General features: G+C 38.5%; 20 protein-coding genes. 9 read left to right on the forward strand and 11 right to left on the reverse strand.

What is annotated here, in order from left to right; translation table 11 throughout:
• Window positions 1–22: 22 nt before the first annotated feature.
• The 8 genes from H5084_RS11035 to leuA all read right to left on the reverse strand — a co-directional run bounded on the left by H5084_RS11035 (window position 23) and on the right by leuA (window position 8,707).
• Window positions 23–571 (reverse strand): DUF6162 family protein, encoded by a 549-nt coding sequence (locus tag H5084_RS11035; RefSeq protein WP_182690481.1) that lies wholly within the window; start codon window positions 569–571, stop codon window positions 23–25.
• Entirely contained in the window at window positions 568–894 is a 327-nt protein-coding gene (locus tag H5084_RS11040; RefSeq protein WP_182690482.1) for a hypothetical protein, read from the reverse strand. The genes H5084_RS11035 and H5084_RS11040 overlap by 4 nt, the downstream gene beginning before the upstream one ends.
• An 11-nt stretch (window positions 895–905) precedes the next feature.
• Window positions 906–1,739 (reverse strand): DUF4198 domain-containing protein, encoded by an 834-nt coding sequence (locus H5084_RS11045; RefSeq protein ID WP_182690483.1) that lies wholly within the window; start codon window positions 1,737–1,739, stop codon window positions 906–908.
• A 102-nt stretch (window positions 1,740–1,841) separates the two neighbouring features.
• Window positions 1,842–2,357 (reverse strand): DUF2271 domain-containing protein, encoded by a 516-nt coding sequence (locus H5084_RS11050; protein WP_182690484.1) that lies wholly within the window; start codon window positions 2,355–2,357, stop codon window positions 1,842–1,844.
• Between the two features lie 83 nt (window positions 2,358–2,440).
• Complete coding sequence (locus H5084_RS11055) at window positions 2,441–3,076, reverse strand: PepSY-associated TM helix domain-containing protein (protein ID WP_182690485.1); 636 nt, start codon at window positions 3,074–3,076, stop codon at window positions 2,441–2,443.
• Between the two features lie 207 nt (window positions 3,077–3,283).
• On the reverse strand, window positions 3,284–5,398 hold the full coding sequence (locus H5084_RS11060; RefSeq protein WP_182690486.1) for a TonB-dependent siderophore receptor: 2,115 nt from the start codon (window positions 5,396–5,398) through the stop codon (window positions 3,284–3,286).
• A 352-nt stretch (window positions 5,399–5,750) separates the two neighbouring features.
• Complete coding sequence (locus tag H5084_RS11065) at window positions 5,751–6,443, reverse strand: response regulator transcription factor (protein ID WP_182690487.1); 693 nt, start codon at window positions 6,441–6,443, stop codon at window positions 5,751–5,753.
• Window positions 6,444–6,970: 527 nt separating this feature from the next.
• Window positions 6,971–8,707, reverse strand: a complete 1,737-nt coding sequence (gene leuA, locus H5084_RS11070) for a 2-isopropylmalate synthase (RefSeq protein WP_182690488.1) — start codon at window positions 8,705–8,707, stop codon at window positions 6,971–6,973.
• A gap of 338 nt (window positions 8,708–9,045) precedes the next feature.
• Here leuA and H5084_RS11075 point away from each other — a divergent pair, with 338 nt between their 5' ends.
• The 3 genes from H5084_RS11075 (at window position 9,046) to H5084_RS11085 (ending at window position 10,900) form a co-directional block, all read left to right on the forward strand.
• On the forward strand, window positions 9,046–9,513 hold the full coding sequence (locus tag H5084_RS11075; RefSeq protein WP_028870430.1) for an Lrp/AsnC family transcriptional regulator: 468 nt from the start codon (window positions 9,046–9,048) through the stop codon (window positions 9,511–9,513).
• 53 nt (window positions 9,514–9,566) lie between these two features.
• Window positions 9,567–10,238: an alpha/beta hydrolase gene (locus H5084_RS11080; protein WP_182690489.1), complete on the forward strand. Its 672-nt coding sequence runs from the start codon at window positions 9,567–9,569 to the stop codon at window positions 10,236–10,238.
• Window positions 10,239–10,675: 437 nt separating this feature from the next.
• Window positions 10,676–10,900 carry a phosphate ABC transporter substrate-binding protein gene (locus H5084_RS11085; protein ID WP_182690490.1) on the forward strand — a complete coding sequence of 75 codons (225 nt, stop codon included), beginning with the start codon at window positions 10,676–10,678 and terminating at the stop codon, window positions 10,898–10,900.
• A gap of 220 nt (window positions 10,901–11,120) precedes the next feature.
• Here the strand turns inward: H5084_RS11085 and H5084_RS11090 are convergent, their stop codons facing one another.
• From H5084_RS11090 to H5084_RS11100, 3 genes are all read right to left on the reverse strand, one after another.
• Window positions 11,121–11,408, reverse strand: a complete 288-nt coding sequence (locus H5084_RS11090) for a type II toxin-antitoxin system RelE/ParE family toxin (protein WP_182690491.1) — start codon at window positions 11,406–11,408, stop codon at window positions 11,121–11,123.
• The gene (locus tag H5084_RS11095; RefSeq protein ID WP_182690492.1) at window positions 11,398–11,646 is read right to left on the reverse strand and encodes a type II toxin-antitoxin system Phd/YefM family antitoxin; all 249 of its coding nucleotides are present in this window, start codon (window positions 11,644–11,646) and stop codon (window positions 11,398–11,400) included. The genes H5084_RS11090 and H5084_RS11095 overlap by 11 nt, the downstream gene beginning before the upstream one ends.
• A gap of 140 nt (window positions 11,647–11,786) precedes the next feature.
• Window positions 11,787–12,653: a LysR family transcriptional regulator gene (locus tag H5084_RS11100; protein WP_182690493.1), complete on the reverse strand. Its 867-nt coding sequence runs from the start codon at window positions 12,651–12,653 to the stop codon at window positions 11,787–11,789.
• A 107-nt stretch (window positions 12,654–12,760) separates the two neighbouring features.
• On the opposite strand from H5084_RS11100, the gene H5084_RS11105 reads away from it, so the two are divergent.
• The 6 genes from H5084_RS11105 to H5084_RS11130 all read left to right on the forward strand — a co-directional run bounded on the left by H5084_RS11105 (window position 12,761) and on the right by H5084_RS11130 (window position 20,123).
• Window positions 12,761–13,894: an S-(hydroxymethyl)glutathione dehydrogenase/class III alcohol dehydrogenase gene (locus H5084_RS11105; protein WP_028870423.1), complete on the forward strand. Its 1,134-nt coding sequence runs from the start codon at window positions 12,761–12,763 to the stop codon at window positions 13,892–13,894.
• 104 nt (window positions 13,895–13,998) lie between these two features.
• Window positions 13,999–14,847, forward strand: coding sequence for an S-formylglutathione hydrolase (fghA, locus tag H5084_RS11110; protein ID WP_028870422.1), 849 nt, complete (start codon window positions 13,999–14,001; stop codon window positions 14,845–14,847).
• A gap of 301 nt (window positions 14,848–15,148) precedes the next feature.
• Window positions 15,149–16,837, forward strand: a complete 1,689-nt coding sequence (locus H5084_RS11115) for a methyl-accepting chemotaxis protein (protein WP_259396768.1) — start codon at window positions 15,149–15,151, stop codon at window positions 16,835–16,837.
• A 564-nt stretch (window positions 16,838–17,401) separates the two neighbouring features.
• Window positions 17,402–17,875: a transcriptional regulator SlyA gene (slyA, locus tag H5084_RS11120; protein ID WP_182690495.1), complete on the forward strand. Its 474-nt coding sequence runs from the start codon at window positions 17,402–17,404 to the stop codon at window positions 17,873–17,875.
• A gap of 8 nt (window positions 17,876–17,883) precedes the next feature.
• On the forward strand, window positions 17,884–18,942 hold the full coding sequence (locus H5084_RS11125; RefSeq protein ID WP_182690496.1) for an HlyD family secretion protein: 1,059 nt from the start codon (window positions 17,884–17,886) through the stop codon (window positions 18,940–18,942).
• Between the two features lie 152 nt (window positions 18,943–19,094).
• Complete coding sequence (locus H5084_RS11130; protein ID WP_182690497.1) at window positions 19,095–20,123, forward strand: DUF2955 domain-containing protein; 1,029 nt, start codon at window positions 19,095–19,097, stop codon at window positions 20,121–20,123.
• The last annotated feature ends 204 nt before the right edge of the window (window positions 20,124–20,327 follow it).

The raw sequence follows: 20,327 nt of genomic DNA on the forward strand, positions 1-20,327 counted from the left end.
TACTTTAATATTCAGTATTGCTTTAATGTTCAGTATGTTGCTCAGCAAGTTGTGACTCACTAAACACCACTTGAATCCAACCTGATGTGGCTAAAGCGGTTAGATCAAAAGTGCTAGTTGCACTTGCTTGAGGCTTTTCCTGCAACCAAATATCAACCTGAGCACTACGGCTATTTAAAAGATAACGTATGCCACCTTTCGCCGGTGTACTTTGATAGATTCCAGCTGCAACTAAAGACCAATCATGCTCACCTTGATGCGCCCAGCTTTTATCTTTTACAAAGGGAGCAATCCAATCTTGCTCCAACTGCGTTACCGTTAGCCAATCTTGTTCCACCTGATAAAAATAACGGATCTCTTCATGGGCTAATCGCAGCTCAGCAATCATAGCTAAAGGAGGAGGAGGGAGATCAGTGATCAGTAGTTGATGATCAGCTAAAGGCTGATGTTGATGATGTGCACTGTTATAGGGTAATAACAATGCACCTATTAGCAGAATCAAAAGGCATAACGTCGCTATCCAGTAACCTTCATGCCCTTTATTTTCACTGACAACGGCTTGTATGTTCATTTATCAGTTATCTCAACACTATCCACTTCAACGGGATACTCATGGCCTGAATCAAATACCAAATAGTATTCATCGGGAGCGTCACTAAAAGTAGCAATAGAGCGTTTGTCCGTCCTCACTTTAGCAATTAAGTTATCGTCATAGTCGTACATATTGACCTGATAATCGACCGCTTTACTACCATCACTATAACCTGCTTCACATTCGATATTGTCGCCAACAATCGAACAATTCATTAATGGATAATGCGCAAAAGCAAGCTGGCTAATAGACAGAAGCCCAATACCTATTAGGCTTTTTTTAAGCAGGGTGACTACACTCATTCGGGTACCCACTACGGTAATATCGCTTCAAAAGTAAGGTGCACACTAGCATTCATTTTTTCTGCTAGCGGGTTATTCATAATAGGTGCAGTATGTGATGCTTTTAAAATATAACGACCAGCAATCTCTGGCGTAAACTCAATAAAACCTTGCTCATCACTAACTACGTCAATTTGGTCTTGCTGATTACGGTATAAAGTCCCATCACGTGTAATTTCTGCTTTCACACCCGCTTGTGCTTTACCGTTAAAGAATAATTGAAAACGTACAGATTCAGTCGCTACAATATCAGCAGGTTTAGTAATAGGTTGAAGCTCTAAGAATTTACCTTCTAACGGGAAAGGCTTTTCACTTGGTTTGCCAACAGTAATATAGGTTTCTGCTCGCGTGTAGTTTAATGTACTGCTTACGTCACGTGCACCTTCAGGTAACAATCCAGCTCGCTCAACCTTGCTAGCACGTAATCTTTTCTGAGTATCACGTTTACCTGCTTTATAGCTTGTTACGTAGCTTGGCGTACCATTAATTTGCACTCGGTGTGTACCTTCTTCTGTAAAGTGAAAGTCAAATACAGAGCGGCGTTTTCCACGCAAGACAAAGTCAGGACGTTCATTACGGCCATCGGGCATAACCACTTGCGCTGTTTCACTTCCCGCAGGTTTATCGATAACAAACGTTCCATGAGATGCTGTCACATCAAAAGTTAACCAATCACCACCTTCTTTAGAAATAGTAAAATGAGAAGGTAATACCCAACGTGGATGAGCACTAGCAACACTTGATAGTGTTAATCCGACTAGCATTGACGCCATTACAACAACGGCATTGAATTTTTTATTTATCATTGTTCTCTCTCTTAGTGATTATTGATTTGTAATTAGTGGTTATTTATAGGTGACGATTTATCGATGACTGCTAACTTAATAACTTGAAAATATAAACCCCCGTTAATTAAGCTGATAATGCAAGGCGATATTGCCAGTCTCTTCAGTAGGTGCAATTTGCAAATCAAAGCTTTCTTCACCTAACGTTATTTTTTGTCGAATGTAATTACGTCCACCATGCTCACGCACAACTTCAACATAAAAAGTGTAATCACCTTGTTCAACTCGCTTTCCTTGCTGATCTAAACCATCCCACGTGAAGCGATGTTGTCCAACGGGTCTAGTAGCAGAAGTAACGGCATCAACAACCGAACGGTTATCACGCCCTACTTTACGCCACCAACTGCGTAAGTCTTTTAACCATTCGTCATCACCTACCCACAACTGCATGGTGCGCACTGGCTGTCGTTGTTTATCTTCAATCCACACTGCGACATAGGGCCGAGCATAGATACTTGCTTGCACTTGAGGTAGTTCAAGCTCAACGCCCATGCTCGCTGATGCTGGAATAGTTTTTGCCCAACTCGGTAAGGCAACCATTAATCCCAACAACCAATAACTAAAATAGATCCCTTTCATTTTCTCACTCTCTTCATTTAAATTTTCTTAACAGTATTTTTTGTTGATATGGCGTTAACTTCAGCAATAACTCACAGTACTTTTTATGGTACGGCAAAGAGATAAATCAATAAGCTGATAACGGTGCCAAATGCCGTCCATTTCAATCCCAAGCTAAAACTCTTTTTCTTAGGCACTAACAAGCACACTCCTGTTAATACAAAAAAAATCATTAATAAGGCACTAATATCAATAAACCATGCCCATACCTGACCACTATTCCTGCCTTTGTGGAGATCATTCAAAACCGCAATCACACCATAATGCGTTGTTTGTATTTCCGCTTCTTTCGTGACTAAATCAATAAAGACGGTGCTGTTAAAACCAGGACCTTTGTAATCTAAGGAAACCTCACCTTCAACCAACTCCCCTTCTTCTACTTCGCTGAATAACTGCACAGATGAGGGCTCTCCTGTGACATTGGTTTTATCTGCTAAGTAAGTTAACAGCTTCGTTTTATCAACAACTAAATGATCGTCTGTTATTGCAAATAAAAAATCAGGTATAGCCAGCGTTTGCTGATCAACTTGTGGCTGTTCACTTACATATAAATGAGGTCTATTTAGAGTGATGCCGGTAACGGAAAAAAATAAAACAACTAATAACAAAGCCATTGAAACGTAGATATGTAAACGCCTTGCCCATAACTGCACTTTTTTATTTTTGAGCGAATTGACCATGAAAGTTGATGTCTTATTTTATTAGATTATAAAAACGCAAATGTAACTCATTATCATTTAAGGGATAAATAAATTTACATTCTTTACATTTACTATCTAATGCAAATAAACGATAAGGTGAGATTGTAAATAAATGACAGGGCGATTAAATTACAAATAGATGTATCAACTGTTTGAGCATCTGCTCAAACAGTTGACAGGCTTTAATTAATAACGAACTTGTACTGTTGCCATAAAGTTACGTCCTTCACCAACCACTACGTTTTGTGCACCGTTACTAGCGTAATCATCACTGGTTGAACCGCCACCTGCGTAGTATTCAGTATCAAATAGGTTCTCTACGTTTAAGCGGAAAACCATCTCAAGGTTTTGGTCATATTGAAGTGTATGAGAAACACCTAAATCAATGCGTGTATAAGCATCTTTTTTGTAGGTATTAGCAGCATCACTGTAACGTGAACCAACGTAGGTAGCGCCTAAGTTAAGATCCGTATCACTGGTCACTTGATAACGAGACCAAACACTAGCGGAGAATTTAGGCACATCAGCAGGTCTATTCCCCTGATAATTTGCATCCGTGGTGTATTCAGCATCAAGATAAGTACCCGTACCACTCAATGATAATGACTCTGTTAAATTACCTTGGAATGCTAATTCAGCACCTCGATGAACACGTTCACCTGCTTGCGTAACTTCGTATGAGTCAGAAGGTCCAACATTAATAGTTGAGTTTTCCTGGGTAATTTCAAAAATAGCCGCAGAAGCAAACAACCTATCGTCAAACAGTTCCCATTTCGTCCCTAACTCGTAAAGTTTACCTGTCACTGGATCAAGTGAAGCACCGTCGTTAGTCGCATTGCTATCTGAAACATCGGATAATGGCTCAAAACTTTCAGAATAAGTTAAGTAGATAGAACCATTGCTTGCAGGGTGATAAATCAATGCTAGTTTAGGCACAATAGCATCTAATTTTTCATCAGATTCGCCATCTTCACCCGGTGTGACTTTTAAGTCATAACGAAGTCCAGCTAATACTTGCCACTGTTTATTTAAGGTCACCATATCTTGGACATAAAAACCATAAGCGTTATATTCACTGTCACTTGTTTTTACACTTGCAGAAGTATCAATGGTTGCAGAGGCATTTGCTTCGCCTACTGTCGTTGTAGAACCGTTTAACGAATACTGTTCACGTTCATAACTGTAACCTAGCCAGTTACTACCAATTAATAATTGGTGTTCAATATTGCCAGTGTTAAATTCACCGACTAAATCAGCACTTGCAGTTTGGAAGATCCAATGGTCACTACGATCACTGCCATTTTGGCTATAAGTAGTTCCATCAAAACTTGTTTCAGTAGGGTAACTCTCTACATCATGACGCTTAAAGTTTTGATAGTTATAGCTAACATTTAACGACCAATTTTGGTTTAATTGTGCATCAATACCAAGGCCTACATTCTCAACTTCATTATCAATGTTTGACCATTGCGTATCCCAAATATACTTATCGCCTAATACTGATTTACCATCAACTACATAAGCACCAGAATCGACACTTCCGTTATCTGTTGTTCGGTCGTAATGTGCAGAAACAGTGACGGCATCATTGATATCATAGTCAACAAATAGTCCACCTACAAAACGTTCTGTAGAAGGTGTAGAACCATCGCTATAACTTCTCCATGAATCATAATTTTGTTGTGATAAAACTAAACGGCTACGTAATGTTTTATCTTCATTTAATGCGCCACTCACATCAAGAGTGCTTCGGGTTGCGCTGTCTGAACCAATATCTTGGCTAAATACAACCTGCGTTTCAGCGGTAGGTTTTTTAGATATCATGTTAATAAGGCCGCCAGGTGCTGATTGTCCGTATAACAAACCAGCAGGCCCTTTTAGTACTTCAACAGATTCTAATAATTCAACAGGTTGACGGTAATGAGACCAATGCTGTTTACCATCACGTAAAAAACCGCTGCTACTACTTAATTCGAAACCACGTAAAGAGAAGCGCTCACGGTTGCGGCTATCACCGCCCGCTGAAACACTTGAATCATTTTTTAAAACTTGTCCTAATGTCGCCGCACGCTGCTCATCAATTAATTGCTCATCAATTACCGTCACTTGTCCCGGTGTTTCAAGTTGCGTCATTTCCATACGCATTGAGCCAGTATTACTATCAACTTTGTAATTTTCACGTTCCGCAGTGATCACCATAACATCTTCAGGGTTTGCCCCTGTTTCGGCAGCATTTACATAAACCATTGATGAGGCAAGCGCAGCCCCTACGAAGACCGCTAATTGATTTTTCTTAAACATGTTCCACTTCTCCAAAGCGTTAATTATTGATAGCAATTCCATTTGAGTGTTGATCACTCTAACTGATGGAAACAACGTCAGAAAAATACATGATAATAGTTATCAATAACAACTAAATTACATTCTTTACATTTAAAAAAAATTAAAATACTGATATGAATAAATCGCTAAAAGATAAAATGGTTCGGGATCCAGGATTTAGGTATTGAGATGAGAAGTCAGAGTGGTTACAGTATTTATGAATAAATATGTAATAAATGAATAAATAGCTTGGCGTAAAGATTTAACCAGACTTCATTTAAAACATGATTTACTTATATTAAAAAGCAACGTTGAGCCCCCTAAAAAACCACTATAAAAAAAACATCAGAGCACACGAAAGTTGTGCAACTTTTTCACTGAAAGCATAACCTTTCCCATGCACCGTCTTTATATGTGATTTAGACAAACCAGCATTAAACATTTTGCGACGAATATTACTAATATGCACATCCAAGTTTCGATCAAAAGCTGACAACTCCCTTTTTAACACCTCTTTTTGTAAAGTCGCTTTAGAAACAATATCGCCGTCATTTTTACTCAGATATTGCACTAAGGAAACTTCTGTTTCAGTTAACGGTAAGCGTGCAACTTTAAACGAAAACTGCTTACTACAATGCTGGAATGCTAAACGCTGCTTCTCTAACGTAACCCGACGTAATAGAGCATCAATGTGTACTAACAATGCTTTAGCAGAAAATGGTTTTATCATGTATTGATCTGCTCCTGCCTGCAAACCATCAAGGACATTGGTTTGCTCAGACAACGCGCTCAATAATAAAATAGGAATAGCAAAACGTTTACATATCGTAGTGATTAACTGCAATGTTTCCGGAGAGGATAAATGATGGTCCAATAAGACGAGATCAACATTTTGTTGCTGTAGGAAGTCTAACGTCGTTTCTGTATCACTAAAGCAAGTTACTTGATGACTGTTTTGGCTTAAAATTTCAGTTAATGATGAACCACTTTGTGGATCATCACTTAATATAACAACGTTAGACATAATGACCTTCAAACAAAAACGAACGATAATGATTCGTATTCTACTTTTTAAAGTTAGACTTATCAATGATGCATAAATATTTTTATCCTAAGACTCTCTTCGCAATCCCAAAAGTCTATTCACGTAAGCATGCCAGTAAAAACATAACTGGCACTTTTATCTATTCCAAAGTGAGCTCTTATGGCTTGATTGCCGTATTTTTTTGATTAAAGCATTTTTTGATTAGAGTCTTGCTCGAAGAGTGATGACAATATTATTGAGTTGGCCGTTTATGACGTGGTTTAAATAGAGATTGGCGTCGTTTAGGTTTGGCTTAATGGCCCTGTCAATAATTCTGTGTAACTGGGGTTTAGCTTAACTGATATATCATTTAATTTAAAAATAACGTCACGGGTACGTATTTATCTAGGTCCAGCTTAATCGACCAATCGCTAATACCATAAAGGCTTCAATGATCATGAAATGATCGTTGAAGCCTTTATTTTAATAGCTGCATTATAACGCTAGCGAATCATCATTTCTTTTCTCTAAGCAGATAGCGATACAATTGATTCTATCTCTACACCACTTCGGCCTAATGCATTTAATACCGCTTGCATTGATGCAGTAACAATATCTTCGCAATGTGATGCGGCGCAGTAACGCTGGCCTTTAATGCTAATTTGTACGTAAGCCATTGCCTCGGCTTGTTCATTTTCAGCGCCTAATTTACTTGGCATAGCATGCTCATTATAATCAAGTAATACAATGTCATAACCAATCTTAGCGCTTAGTCCTTTAACAAAGGCATCTAACACACCTTTACCTTCGCCTTTAATACCAACAACTTGGTCTGCGATTTCTAATTCAACCTGTAAAGTATCTACATTACCCTCACGGTTTAATTGATAATCGGCCATTTTCGCTGCTTGTTGTGGATTTAAATAAGTACTAGAAAAAATCTCTTTAATCGCTTTAGGACCAACTTCTGCTTCGCTTTGTTCTGCAAACTCTTGAATATATGGGCTAAAGTCAACTTGCATCCAACGTGGCATTTGAATGCCGTAATCTTGCTCAAGTACATAAGCAACACCGCCCTTGCCCGATTGGCTATTAATACGGATGACTTGTTGATAAGAGCGACCTAGATCTCGAGGGTCAATAGGTAAATAAGCGACCTGCCAATGTGCATCAGGATCTTGCTCTCGCTGCTCAGCATCAATACTCATACATTTATTAATCGCATCTTGATGGCTACCTGAAAAGGCTGCAAACACAAGCTCACCAGCATAAGCATGACGAGGATGAACCGCTAATTGCGTACAACGCTCAACGGTTGAAATAATACGATCCATATCTGAAAAGTTTAATTCAGGGTCAATGCCTTGGCTGTAAATATTCATCGCCATGGTGACAATATCCATATTACCAGTACGCTCACCATTACCTAGCAAAGTACCTTCGATACGGTCAGCACCGGCTAACACACCTAACTCTGCAGCCGCGACACCACAACCACGGTCATTATGCGTGTGCAGACTAATTCTTACCGCTTCACGATGACTGATATTATCGTTAATCCACTCAATTTGGTCGGCATAAACATTAGGTGTTGATACTTCTACTGTCGCAGGTAAGTTGATGATCACTTTGTTATCAACCGTCGGTTGCCAGACATCGATCACCGCATCACAGACTTCTAATGCATAGTCCATTTCTGTACCGGTAAAGCTTTCAGGGGAATACTGGAAAGACCAATAGGTATCAGGTTGTTGTAACGCCATCTCTTTTACCCATTGCGCACCTTGCACTGCAATACTTTTAATCTCTTCACGCGACTTTTTAAAAACTTGTTCACGTTGCACCGTAGAGGTTGAATTATACAAATGTACAATCGCTTTTTTAGCGCCTTTTAAGGCTTCAAAACTACGTGCAATTAAAGGCTCTCTAGCCTGTGTTAATACTTGAATCGTTACGTCATCTGGAATTAAATCTTGCTCAATCAATTGACGAACAAAATCAAAGTCAGGGGCTGAAGCGGCTGGAAAACCCACTTCAATCTCTTTAAAACCAACATCAACTAATAACTTAAACAACTCTAATTTCTGGCTTGGACTCATTGGCTCGATCAGCGCTTGATTACCATCTCTTAAATCAACACTACACCACTCTGGTGCTTGGGTAATTGTGCGATTTGGCCAACGTCTATCAACTTTTTGAATAGGCGTAAAAGCACGATACTTTTTATGATTGAAGCTAGATGGCTGATTGCTATTCATTGACATAAGAGATTCCCTAAAACTATTCTTCGATTAACGGTTTGTTGCTATCTTATTCTGTCCTACTTAGTCTTTGGTCTGCATAGTAGTTGGTTAGGACTCTTTTATTTTGTCTCTGGTTAAGATAAAACAAAAGAATCAGCGAGTTGGCTCACCATGGTAAGGTTATTGCCACCCGTTTCCGGTTAGAAACTTCGCTCGCTATCCATAGTGAAACTATAAACAATTTTATGGAGTGAATGATTGCAAACTCGCTTATTTAATGGCAAATTATCGCAACAAAAACCTACTTAAAGCAAAAAAAGTAGTGATTAAAACCAAACAGAGGTTAAAGCATGCACTCAGTGATCAAATTAGACCGAACTGACAAACAAATATTGCGCTTAATGCAAAGTAATGCGCGGATCAGTAATTTAGAGTTAGCTGACAGCGTTGGCTTATCCCCTACTCCCTGTTCTCGACGTGTAAAACGTCTAGAAGAATCTGGCATTATTGATAAACACGTCACTCTATTAAAACCAGCAGCCTTAGGCTTAAACCTAACCGCAATGATCGGTATTAGTATGGATAGGCATACTCCAGAACGATTTGAAAACTTTGAAAGAGAAGTCTCATCACTACCAGAAGTATTAGAGTGCCTAATTGTTACAGGCCAATCAGCAGACTTTTTATTAAAAGTGGTAGTGCGAGATATGCAGCATTACGAGAAGTTTCTATTGGGACATATTACCAAACTTGAAGGCGTAACCGGAGTACATTCCAGTTTTGTATTACGTGAAGTTGTTAAGAAAACCGCATTACCGCTTGATTAATAAAACGATAACTTATAAAAATTTATACATAGTACAGATTAAAGGACCCACAAATGTCAGTAACACAATTAGATAGGATCACCATCGAACCTTCATCAAAAGCAACACGCTGTGTAATTTGGTTGCATGGATTAGGCGATTCTGGCGCAGGTTTTTCACCGATTGTTCCGGTCTTACGATTACCACAGGATCATCAAATTCGCTTTGTTTTTCCACATGCTCCAGAGCAAGCAGTGACCATTAACCAAGGTGCAGTGATGCGCTCATGGTATGACATTAAAAGCATGGATTTACACAATCGAGCAAATATTGCCGACGTACTTGATTCAGAAAAAATTATTCAAAGATTGATACAAGAGCAGCTTGATAACGGGATTGCCAGTGACAAGATAGTATTGGCAGGTTTTAGCCAAGGCGGCGTGATGAGCTTATTTACTGGATTAAGGTATACGCAAAAGCTGGCGGGTATTTTAGCGATGTCATGCTACTTACCTAATGGCGATCAATTGCCTGCATCATTAGCCGTTGAAAATCAGCAAACACCGATTTTACATCAACACGGTGAGCAAGATGACGTGGTGCCTTTTAGCGCGGGTAAAATGGCGAATCAATTATTAGTTAATGCCGGATATCAAGTACAGTGGTATTCATATCCAATGCCACATACGGTAGTCGCTGAGCAGTTGAGAGATATTTCGGCATGGCTACAAAAGGTGCTGAAGTAAGGTTTATATTGGGGAATTTTTTATTTCTTATCTGTCTTTAGTTGCGGTGTGGTTTTGGTGAAGCTTTGGTGTAACTTTGGTCAAGTTTTGGTATGGCGACATAACTAATCAGTAATCAGTAATCAGTAATCAGTAATCAGTAATCAATTAGCATGATACCTCGTTCCCATAGTCTCCATAGGAATACCGCTTTAGCTGTTTTTTGGTACTGATTACTTTAATTAAAGACAATTAAATCAATAACAAACGATATTTTATTAATTATTTTTTAGGTGTATTATGCTATGGTAAATTCTTTCCAGTGGGCGCTTCTGTAAGTGGTAGCAACTTGTAATAGAGTTAATGGTGATGGTGCTCAATGGAGTGATTAAGGGGGAATTATGTTAATACAATTTCTAAAAGGTTCTCTGTTCTAGGTATTTCCTAGGAGAGAGAAAATGAAAAAAGAAAGTAAATTAATTTCAGCGTACGGTGCAAATGAAGCTGGTTTAGCAGCAATGCCTCATAAAATTTCAGGCACTTTTATTTCCAGAATTTGTGTTGGTGAAGAGATGGGATGTAATCATTGTTTTCCACACGGCATAGAAACCAGCAATGACTACAGGTCAAAACAGCAAAGAAATTGGAAAAAAAACCGTAAAAAACAATGGAAAAATGCTTAATTTAATAAACTAAAATTGAAGTTAATTAACCAATGCTGACAATATAAAGCGTGTATTAGGAGACTGGTACGCGCTTTATTTTTTTATTGTAAATGCTTCGCAAGATGATCGATTAACAAACGGGGCTTCCGTTACATAATGATTCACCTGGGTAGACCATCCAAATGCCCTCTGCAGGTTCTCTGAACTAAACCCATCGAAAAAATATTAATTCTTAACCTTAATCGACCCGCTTCATTGCTTCTTTATAAACACTGCTTTTATCTCGTTTTCCTACTGAAATAACAGTAACAGTAATGACCTGATCGTTAACAGCATAAACTAGTCTATAGCCTGCTTGTCTTAGTTTGATCTTATAAAGATCGGTCCCACCAGATAATTTAGCACTTGAAATGTGTGGATTTTCTAAGATGTGAATAAGTTTTTTCTTGAATTGAATTTGTACTGTAGAGCCTAATTTTTTCCATTCTTTTAAAGCTGACTTTTTAAATTCAAGTTCATAAGTCATCTAAACTAACCTTGATGCTTATTTCATCTTTTCTACTTTCAGCCAAGGCTAATAACTCTAAGTTTTCTACGTGATCCATTAAAAGCTCATAGGTTTCAGCTGGCACACAATAAAAAGCAGGCTCGTTTCTATTAAGAACAGCAATTGCTTCCCCAGAAGCACTTAAAGCGACTTTCATTGGGTTTGCTTTTAACTCACTTATACTCGCAGCATTTTCAGTTAATATTCTTGTTGTCATACGTTTCTCGGTACTATTAAAAGGTCTTCAAATAGGTCTCACTATAATATTCAATGTCCAGTAAAGCAATTCAATATTGAATTAGCCAAGTATGAAATTTAGCTCCTTTGATTAAAATTCCCCTATAACTTAAGCTCTAATCACTGTAAATACTTGGCAAGATGATCGATTAACAAACGGATCTTAGGTGACATATAACGATTCTGTGGGTATACCGCCCAAATGCCCTCTGCGGGTTCTCTGAACTGATCCAAAATCCTCATTAACTGGCCTGACTCTATATACGCTTGCACGTAATAATCCGGTAACTGCACAATACCAATATTTTTTAATGCAGCATCCACCAGCGATAAGCCACTGTTACAGCGTAAATTTCCCTTTACCCTCACCGCTTTTTCTTTACCTTGTTCAATGAAGCGCCAATAGTCTCGCGTGCCCAATAAACAATTGTGATGTTTTAACTCCGATAATGAGTGAGGTTGGCCGTGTGTTTGTAAATAATCTTCAGTGGCACACACATAATTAAAACGTTGGCTCAATCGTTTGGCAATTAAGGTTGAGTCTTGTAATTGCCCTAGACGAATAGCAATATCAAAGCCACCATCAATTAAGTCGACACGATGATTGGTTAGCTCGGTTGTCACTTCAATTTCATTATGTAACGCTACAAAGTCATTCACTAATGGCAATATTTTTTGTTCGCCATAAGTAACTGGCACAGTTAGTTTTATTTTCCCCTGCGGGCTACTTTGCAGATTGGTTATCGCTTGTTCTGCGGTATCAAGACTATCTAATAGGTGACGACAATGCTGATAAAATAGCTGTGCTTCCTGTGTTAGTGATACTTTACGTGTGGTACGGTAGAACAGTTTTACCTTTAAACGTTTTTCCAGCGCACTGATTTGACGGCTTACTTGTGCGGTTGATATATTGAGGTTTTTAGCGGCTAATGAAAAACTCTGGGTTTCAGCTACCGCTACAAATTCATTAATACCTTGCCACTTCATTGTTACCACCTAGTAAAAGTAATTTTCATTTTAGGTAGATTATCATTAATTCAGAAACAAATATAATAGACCTATTAAAATGCAATACACACATAATCGGAGTAAATATGACAGACCAATTTATTAAATCAAAAGCAGCGATCGCTTGGGGCCCAAATCAACCACTAGTTATTGAAGAAGTTGATGTAATGTTGCCTAGAAAAGGTGAAGTATTAGTTAAAGTAGTCGCTTCTGGTGTCTGCCATACCGATGCATTTACTTTATCTGGCGAAGATCCAGAAGGTTTATTTCCTGTTATTTTAGGCCATGAAGGTGGTGGTATTGTTGAACAGGTAGGCGAAGGCGTCACTAGTGTTAGTGTCGGAGACCATGTTATTCCCCTTTATACGGCTGAATGTGGTGAATGTAAGTTCTGTAAATCAGGTAAAACTAACTTATGTAGCGCAGTACGTGAAACACAAGGCCGTGGCGTAATGCCAGACGGCACTAGCCGTTTCTATAAAGACGGGCAACCCATTTACCACTACATGGGATGTTCAACATTCTCTGAGTACACAGTATTACCAGAGATCTCATTAGCTAAAGTCAGCAAAGAAGCACCACTTGAAGAAGTATGTTTATTAGGTTGTGGTGTTACCACAGGTATGGGCGCGGTATTAAATACCGCTAAAGTTGAAAAAGGCGATAACGTTGCCATCTTTGGTTTAGGTGGTATTGGTCTATCAGCTATCATTGGCGCAAAAATGGCTGGCGCAAATAAAATCATTGGTATTGATATTAATGAAAGTAAATTTGAACTAGCAAAACAACTAGGTGCAACTGACTGCATTAACCCTAAAGACTACGATAAACCTATCCAAGATGTGATCGTTGAAATGACCGATGGCGGTGTTGAATACTCATTTGAGTGTATCGGTAATGTTGACGTAATGCGCAGCGCACTTGAGTGTTGTCATAAAGGTTGGGGCGAATCAGTGATCGTTGGTGTTGCTGGCGCTGGTAAAGAGATTTCTACTCGTCCGTTCCAGTTAGTGACTGGGCGTGTATGGCGTGGTACTGCATTTGGTGGTGTTAAAGGTCGCTCGGAATTACCAGCAATTGTTGAACGTTACATGGCTGGAGAGTTCAAGTTGAGTGACTTTATTACGCATACTATGCCATTGGAAGATATCAATAAATCTTTCGATTTAATGCACAGTGGCGAAAGTATCCGTACTGTTATTCACTTCGACCATAAATAGAGTAAGTAACTAAAGTACCTAGCTAACATACGTAGCTAAAATCCTCACTTATAGACCAAGCAGGACCGCTGTTTGGTCTACTTCAATTAAAAACGAGCAATATTATGATCCTTGAAAATATCAGCAGCAATAAACTATTTGAAGGTTGGCATAAACAATACACTCACTCATCAAACGTACTTAATTGTGAAATGCGTTTTGCCATCTATTTACCGCCGCAAGCAAGCAGTAATAACCCAGTACCAGTCATGTATTGGTTATCAGGTTTAACCTGTAGCGACGAAAACTTTATGCAAAAAGCAGGCGCACAAAAGTTAGCAGCAGAGTTAGGTATTGCGATTGTTGCACCAGATACCAGCCCACGTGGCGAGAATGTAGCCGACGATAAAGATAAAGCTTACGACCTTGGTTTAGGTGCAGGTTTTTACCTTAATGCCACACAAGCACCTTGGAATAAGCATTATCAAATGTACGACTATATCGTTAATGAGTTACCCGCTTTAATAGAAGCTAACTTCCCAGTCACCAAACAACGTGTGATCAGCGGTCACTCAATGGGTGGGCATGGCGCATTAACAATTGGTTTACGGAATCCTGATTTATACCAATCAATCAGTGCATTTAGTCCAATCTGTAACCCTATTAATTGTCCATGGGGAGAAAAAGCATTCAGTGCTTATTTAGGTGATAATGTTGAAGAATGGAAAGCCTATGACAGCTGTGAATTATTAGCACAGAAAAAAAATCATCAACCTATTTTAATTGACCAAGGTAGCAACGATTCGTTTTTACAAGAACAGTTGAAACCTGAAAACTTAGCCGCAATTGCTAACCTTCAATTAAACCAGTTTCAACTCAATATGCGTGAAGGTTACGACCACAGTTATTACTTTATCAGTAGTTATATTGATTCACACCTACAGTTCCATGCTAAAAATTTAGGCTTGCTGTAAAAGGTTAGCCCAATTGTCGAGAGCTAATCAATAATGTTAGTTCTCACATACTTACTCCATCTTCAGCGACAAAAGCTTAATGCTAGTAACAAAGTGAAACAATACAGTACAGTACAATTAACCTCATCCCACTTTTACCTAACAACCCACTGATATTGATTATTATTGACAGTGATACTGTTGTATTTTAAAAAATCACATCTACCCTTATTGAGGTATTATTTTTTACTCAATCCTGATCTAACAAATACGCTTCCTAAAGCTTATCAATCAGCCTATTTTTCATTATTTCTTTACATGGATGTATACTTTGAATTTACTTAAAAACTTGACGCTGTCTTTCAAAATATCGAGCTTAGTGGTTATTTTATTATGCTCATTACTCTTTATGTCTATAAAACTGGTCATTAATAGTCAAACTGTAGTTGATAATATTGCCTTAGATTCAGAGATTAGAGAGTTCTACACAAGTGTGAATAATAAGTGGAAAGATATCCTTAAGGCTTATCAATTCTCTGAAGATATGGGCATGAAATTTTCGGCGCGCGCGATAGAAGAAAAAGAATTAAAACAAGCAACCGATAATGTTCAGTTAATGCTCAACGATTATATTACGAGTTTAATGACAACAAGTCATACTCTTGAAAGTGAATGGAATTCGGAACTACAACTACAACCTGAAGTTGGTATTCTCAACAGTAGGGATCAACTGCTAAAACAGATAGAACACCTTGATCTATCACTTTCTGAACTAACTAATGTGTGGTTAACTCAAGCAACTTTTATTACTCGAAAAAAAGCAGAAAAAGCAGCGCGACTAGCTTTCCCTCCCGTCATTAAAAGTATTGAATCCATTAACGTAATGTATGATAAGTTAGTGAATATCCGCTCAGAAAAAATAATTGTAGCTGAAAATAAAAATGTGCTGCAATCTACTATATTAGCGATCAGTATTTTTGTAATGGTTATTACTTTCTCCTTTTTAATGCTCACTAAGCTAAAAAAAGACTTGCAATCAATTGTTTCAGTCACTCACTCTTTATCTAAAGGAGATCTCAGTAAAACCATTGAGGTGAAGGATAATAAAGATGAAATCAGCGAAATAAAACGCTCTATTTTCAGTATGATGGCCGATCTAAAAAACATATTTAAATCAGTTATTTCACTCGCAAATAACCTTGATAAAGAAATAGTAGGCCTCGTTAGCGATAATAAATTAAGAATCAATAATGCTGAATTCCAACATTCACAAATGGCTAAACTGTCAGGCTCGGTGGATGCGCTTTATTCTGTCTCCACACAGTTGTCTGAAAAAGCAGATAACGCAGTTGCTAAATCAAATAATGCAATTGAGTCTGCACAAAAAGGGAAACGGAGAGTTGAGGTCACTATTACTTCTATTCAAGGCTTAGCGGGCGAGATTGAAAACTCAGTATCCGCTATTCAACAATTAGATGCCGAAGCAGATAATATCATTAGCATCCTTGAAGTGATTAAAAGTATTGCAGATCAAACTAACTTATTAGCATTAAATGCAGCAATTGAAGCTGCACGAGCGGGTGAATACGGTCGAGGTTTTGCCGTAGTAGCGGATGAAGTCAGAAATTTAGCTAAACGCACTCAAGACTCTACAGGAGAAATCCAAACAACACTTGAGTCACTTAAAAAACGCACACTATCAGCTGTTTCTGTTATCAATAATAGCCATACTAAATCATTGGAAAGTGTTGAGCATGTTACGCATACAGGCCAGGTCATCGATGAGATTAATCTCTCCGTAGAGGAGATTAAAGATATTTCTAAAGAAACGTCTGCAGCGTCGTTATTACAAACCAATACTCTTGATGAAATACAAATAAATGTTAATGAAGTTAACCAAGTCTCAGTGGAAAATACCAATCGAGCAAAAGTGTCGATGACCTCTGCTTCTTCGCTATCAGAACTAAGTAAACAACTGCTCAGTTCAGTGAGTTATTTCAAATTAAAATAAGATGCTAGAAACCATTACCTTTCGATGAGTCTAGCACCTTAGATCCCAGTGAATAACCACTCTCTAGATAGCTGATGACATCTTCATCAGCTATCTAATAAAGAGGTTGAATGAATCAATTTATTTAATCATTCAACCAACGCCTCTTTTTTAAAATTTTAAAAAAGAGGCCGTACTACATGTCATCAACCTCATCAGCTGACCTTACTATTACTTTATCGCTAATCATTTTACCTAGCAGTCACTTTAGGTATCACTATCACTAAACAGCTCATGATCACTGAACTTCACTACTTCACACCTAATTGTTACTCCTCTTTTATATAAGACCATGAACTATTAGTTGATGGATTTTTAGCTGATGGATTATTAGCTGATGAATCATTAGGTTATAAATTATGGGTAAGACCATCTTTGGCAGACTATCACCGCTCAATGATTCAGCATTCGATCCATTAACACTAAGACTTTCCTATCAACTTTTAAATAGCCAGCTATTTACTTAGCAAGCTAACTAAGTACAATACTTAGCTTGCTAACTATATTCTTTATTAGGTGAATAATATGCGACAAGAATTAGAGCGGTTAAAAGAACTATCACTTGCTGAACACCTCGCGCGTTTGCATAGGCGATGGCGCACTGTGGCAGAGATTGAACTTGCCCCGTTGGGGTTAACTTACCCACGTTGGACTGCTCTTTGGAAGTTATTACGCTTAGGGGATAAGGTCAGTCAAAAGGTATTAGCCAATGCATTAGAAATTGAATTGCCTTCGCTGATGCGGACATTAGGCCAGTTAGAAGAGCAAGGTTTGATTGAACGACATTGTTGCGATAAAGATAAACGCGCAAGAATTGTCGACCTCACACCCGCAGGAAAAGAAACATTAAAAACAATAGAAACACGGATTATACAAGTCCGCATGGATTTGCTTGAAGGAATAAGCCCAACTGAACTCAATGAGTTCGAACGTATTATTAGTTTAATTACTGATAACGCCAATCAAAAATTGGCGAAAATTACTTCAACTGATTTATGAGAAATAAGATGACACCAGATCAACAATTTGCCCGTTTAGTAAAAGTCGCTATTTTTGGATTTGTAATGATTTTTAGCTATTTTTTGCTGGCCGATAATATTATCCCTTTAACTCCTCAGGCAATGGCGACGCGTGTTGTCACTAAAGTAACACCACAAATTAGCGGAAAAATTAAAACCATTGCAGTCACTAATAACCAAACGGTTGCTAAGGGTGATCTACTTTTCCAAATTGATCCCGCGCCTTATGAGCTAGCGGTGGCACAATCTCAATTGGCTCTTGAACAAGCAAATCAAGATAACGCTGAGTTGGATGCATCGCTTGCGGCGGCAAAAGCTGATGTTAATGCGAGTAAAACAACTGCGCATCAAAAACGCAGTGAAGCGAAACGTCTTGATGCATTATTCGCTTCTCATGGCGTTTCACGTCAACAAAAAGATCAAGCGGATAGTGATGCTGATGCAGCTGAAGCTAATCTTTTAGCAGCGATCGCTCGTTTAGACAAACTTAAAATCAGCCGTGGTAGTTATGGAGAGAAAAACCTTAAACTGCGTCAGGCACAAAACCGTCTAGCGCAAGCAAAGTTAGACCTTTCTTATACCCAAATCCATGCTGACCAAGACGGTATTGTCACCAACTTACAATTAGAAGTCGGTAGCTTCGCAACAATAGGCCAACCATTGCTCGCCATGGTTTCTCAGAAAATAGATATTATTGCGGACTTTAGAGAAAAGAACCTGCGTGACGTCAACGTCGACTCGACGGCATTAGTAACCTTTGATGGTGAGCCAGGTCAATTGTATCAAGCAACCGTTAGTGGTGTTGATGCGGGGGTGAGTGCGGGACAATTTGATGCTAATGGTCGTTTAGCAGAGCCGCAAGAATCAACACGTTGGGTGCGAGATGCACAACGCTTAAGACTACATCTAACCTTAAACGATACGGAAATTAATCACCTCCCTGCAGGTGCTAGGGCAACGGTACAGCTGTTACCTGATAATAGTATTTTTGGTTTATTCGCTAAAGGTCAGATTAAAATGATCAGCCTACTGCATTATATATATTAACTTAAATTTACTAGCTTAGATTTACTAACTTAGATTGATTCACTTACACATAGTGGCATGGACTTTCCTGACTCACACTCAGACAGTCCATTGTTGCTATCACTGCAAGATATTCAAAAAATAATAAAAGTCTAATAAAGGTCTGCCTGCTCATGCAAATACGTCACACTCCCTTGACTACCAATGATTTACGCCAATGCTTACGTGTTGCAACGGGGGCAACCCTCGGTTTTACACTGTGTAAGATATTTGATTTACATTATGGTATTTTCTTTACCGTTACACCGATGATCTTACTGGGGTTAGTCCCTGTAATGTCAGCTCATGCTATGCGCCAAATCATTGCCTCTTCTGTCGTGGCTGTGATTGAAGTAGGCTTTCTCACTAGTTTACTAGGGGCCTCACCCGGTTTGATGACACCGGTTGTATTTTTATTATTTATGTATCGTTTTGCAGCGATGTCACGAGGATCTTTATTTCTATTTGGGGCAAATGGCGTGTTGATGCTAAGCATTATGCTGAATTTTGCTAGCTACCCAGATACCAACTTAAACGATCTATTATTTAGTAATTTTTGGGCAACAATATTATCTGTTGTTATCGCCTATGCCATGATGGCCGTTATACCAGATGTAGAGCCTAGAACTGCACATAAACCTGCGCCTAAAGCGCCACATCGTATGCGTCATGAGGCTTTATTAGGCGCCACCCTCGCAACGATCTCATTTATTATTTTTCAAATTTTCGATTTACAAGATTCAATGTCCGCTCAGGCAAGTACCATCTTAATTCTATTTCCTATGCACTGGAATGGTGTGATTGGTTATGCCCGTAAACGTGCAATAGGGACAATTCTTGGAGTGGCTTTTGGCATCTCACTACAGTTTTTACTCTATGATTGGTCAAATCAATTATTACTGGTGATACCTGTTCTGTGGATTGGACTTATGTTATTTGCTCAATTTCACGTACGAGAAGGTGGTGGCTCTAGTATTGGTTTTGGAGCTATGACCACCTTAGGTATTCTTTTCGGACAATATTTAAGTCCTGATAACGATTTAATCTTTAGTGCGTTATACCGGATCAGTAGTATTGCTGTCGCCATTGTGATCACCCTATTTCTTTGTCATTCAATGCATAAGTTCTTGAACCGCTTTGAACCAACACGCTTTGGTTATTAATATAATCAAACGATGAGAGATAAATAAAAGCTCCCTCTATTCGCAATTAATCACATCATCTTGTATTAGTGTTGATACCCCTCACAGCCTTTTATAAAAAGACGCTATCAAATGAAATTATTTGTGGCGTCCCTTGGTCTTAATTACTACTTTTTATTGCATCAGTGAACTTTAGTTGATTGCACAGCGTATTAGTTTTTAAAT

Source organism: Psychromonas sp. SR45-3 (genome assembly GCF_014163575.1).
In the GTDB taxonomy this organism is placed as follows: domain Bacteria; phylum Pseudomonadota; class Gammaproteobacteria; order Enterobacterales; family Psychromonadaceae; genus Psychromonas; species Psychromonas arctica.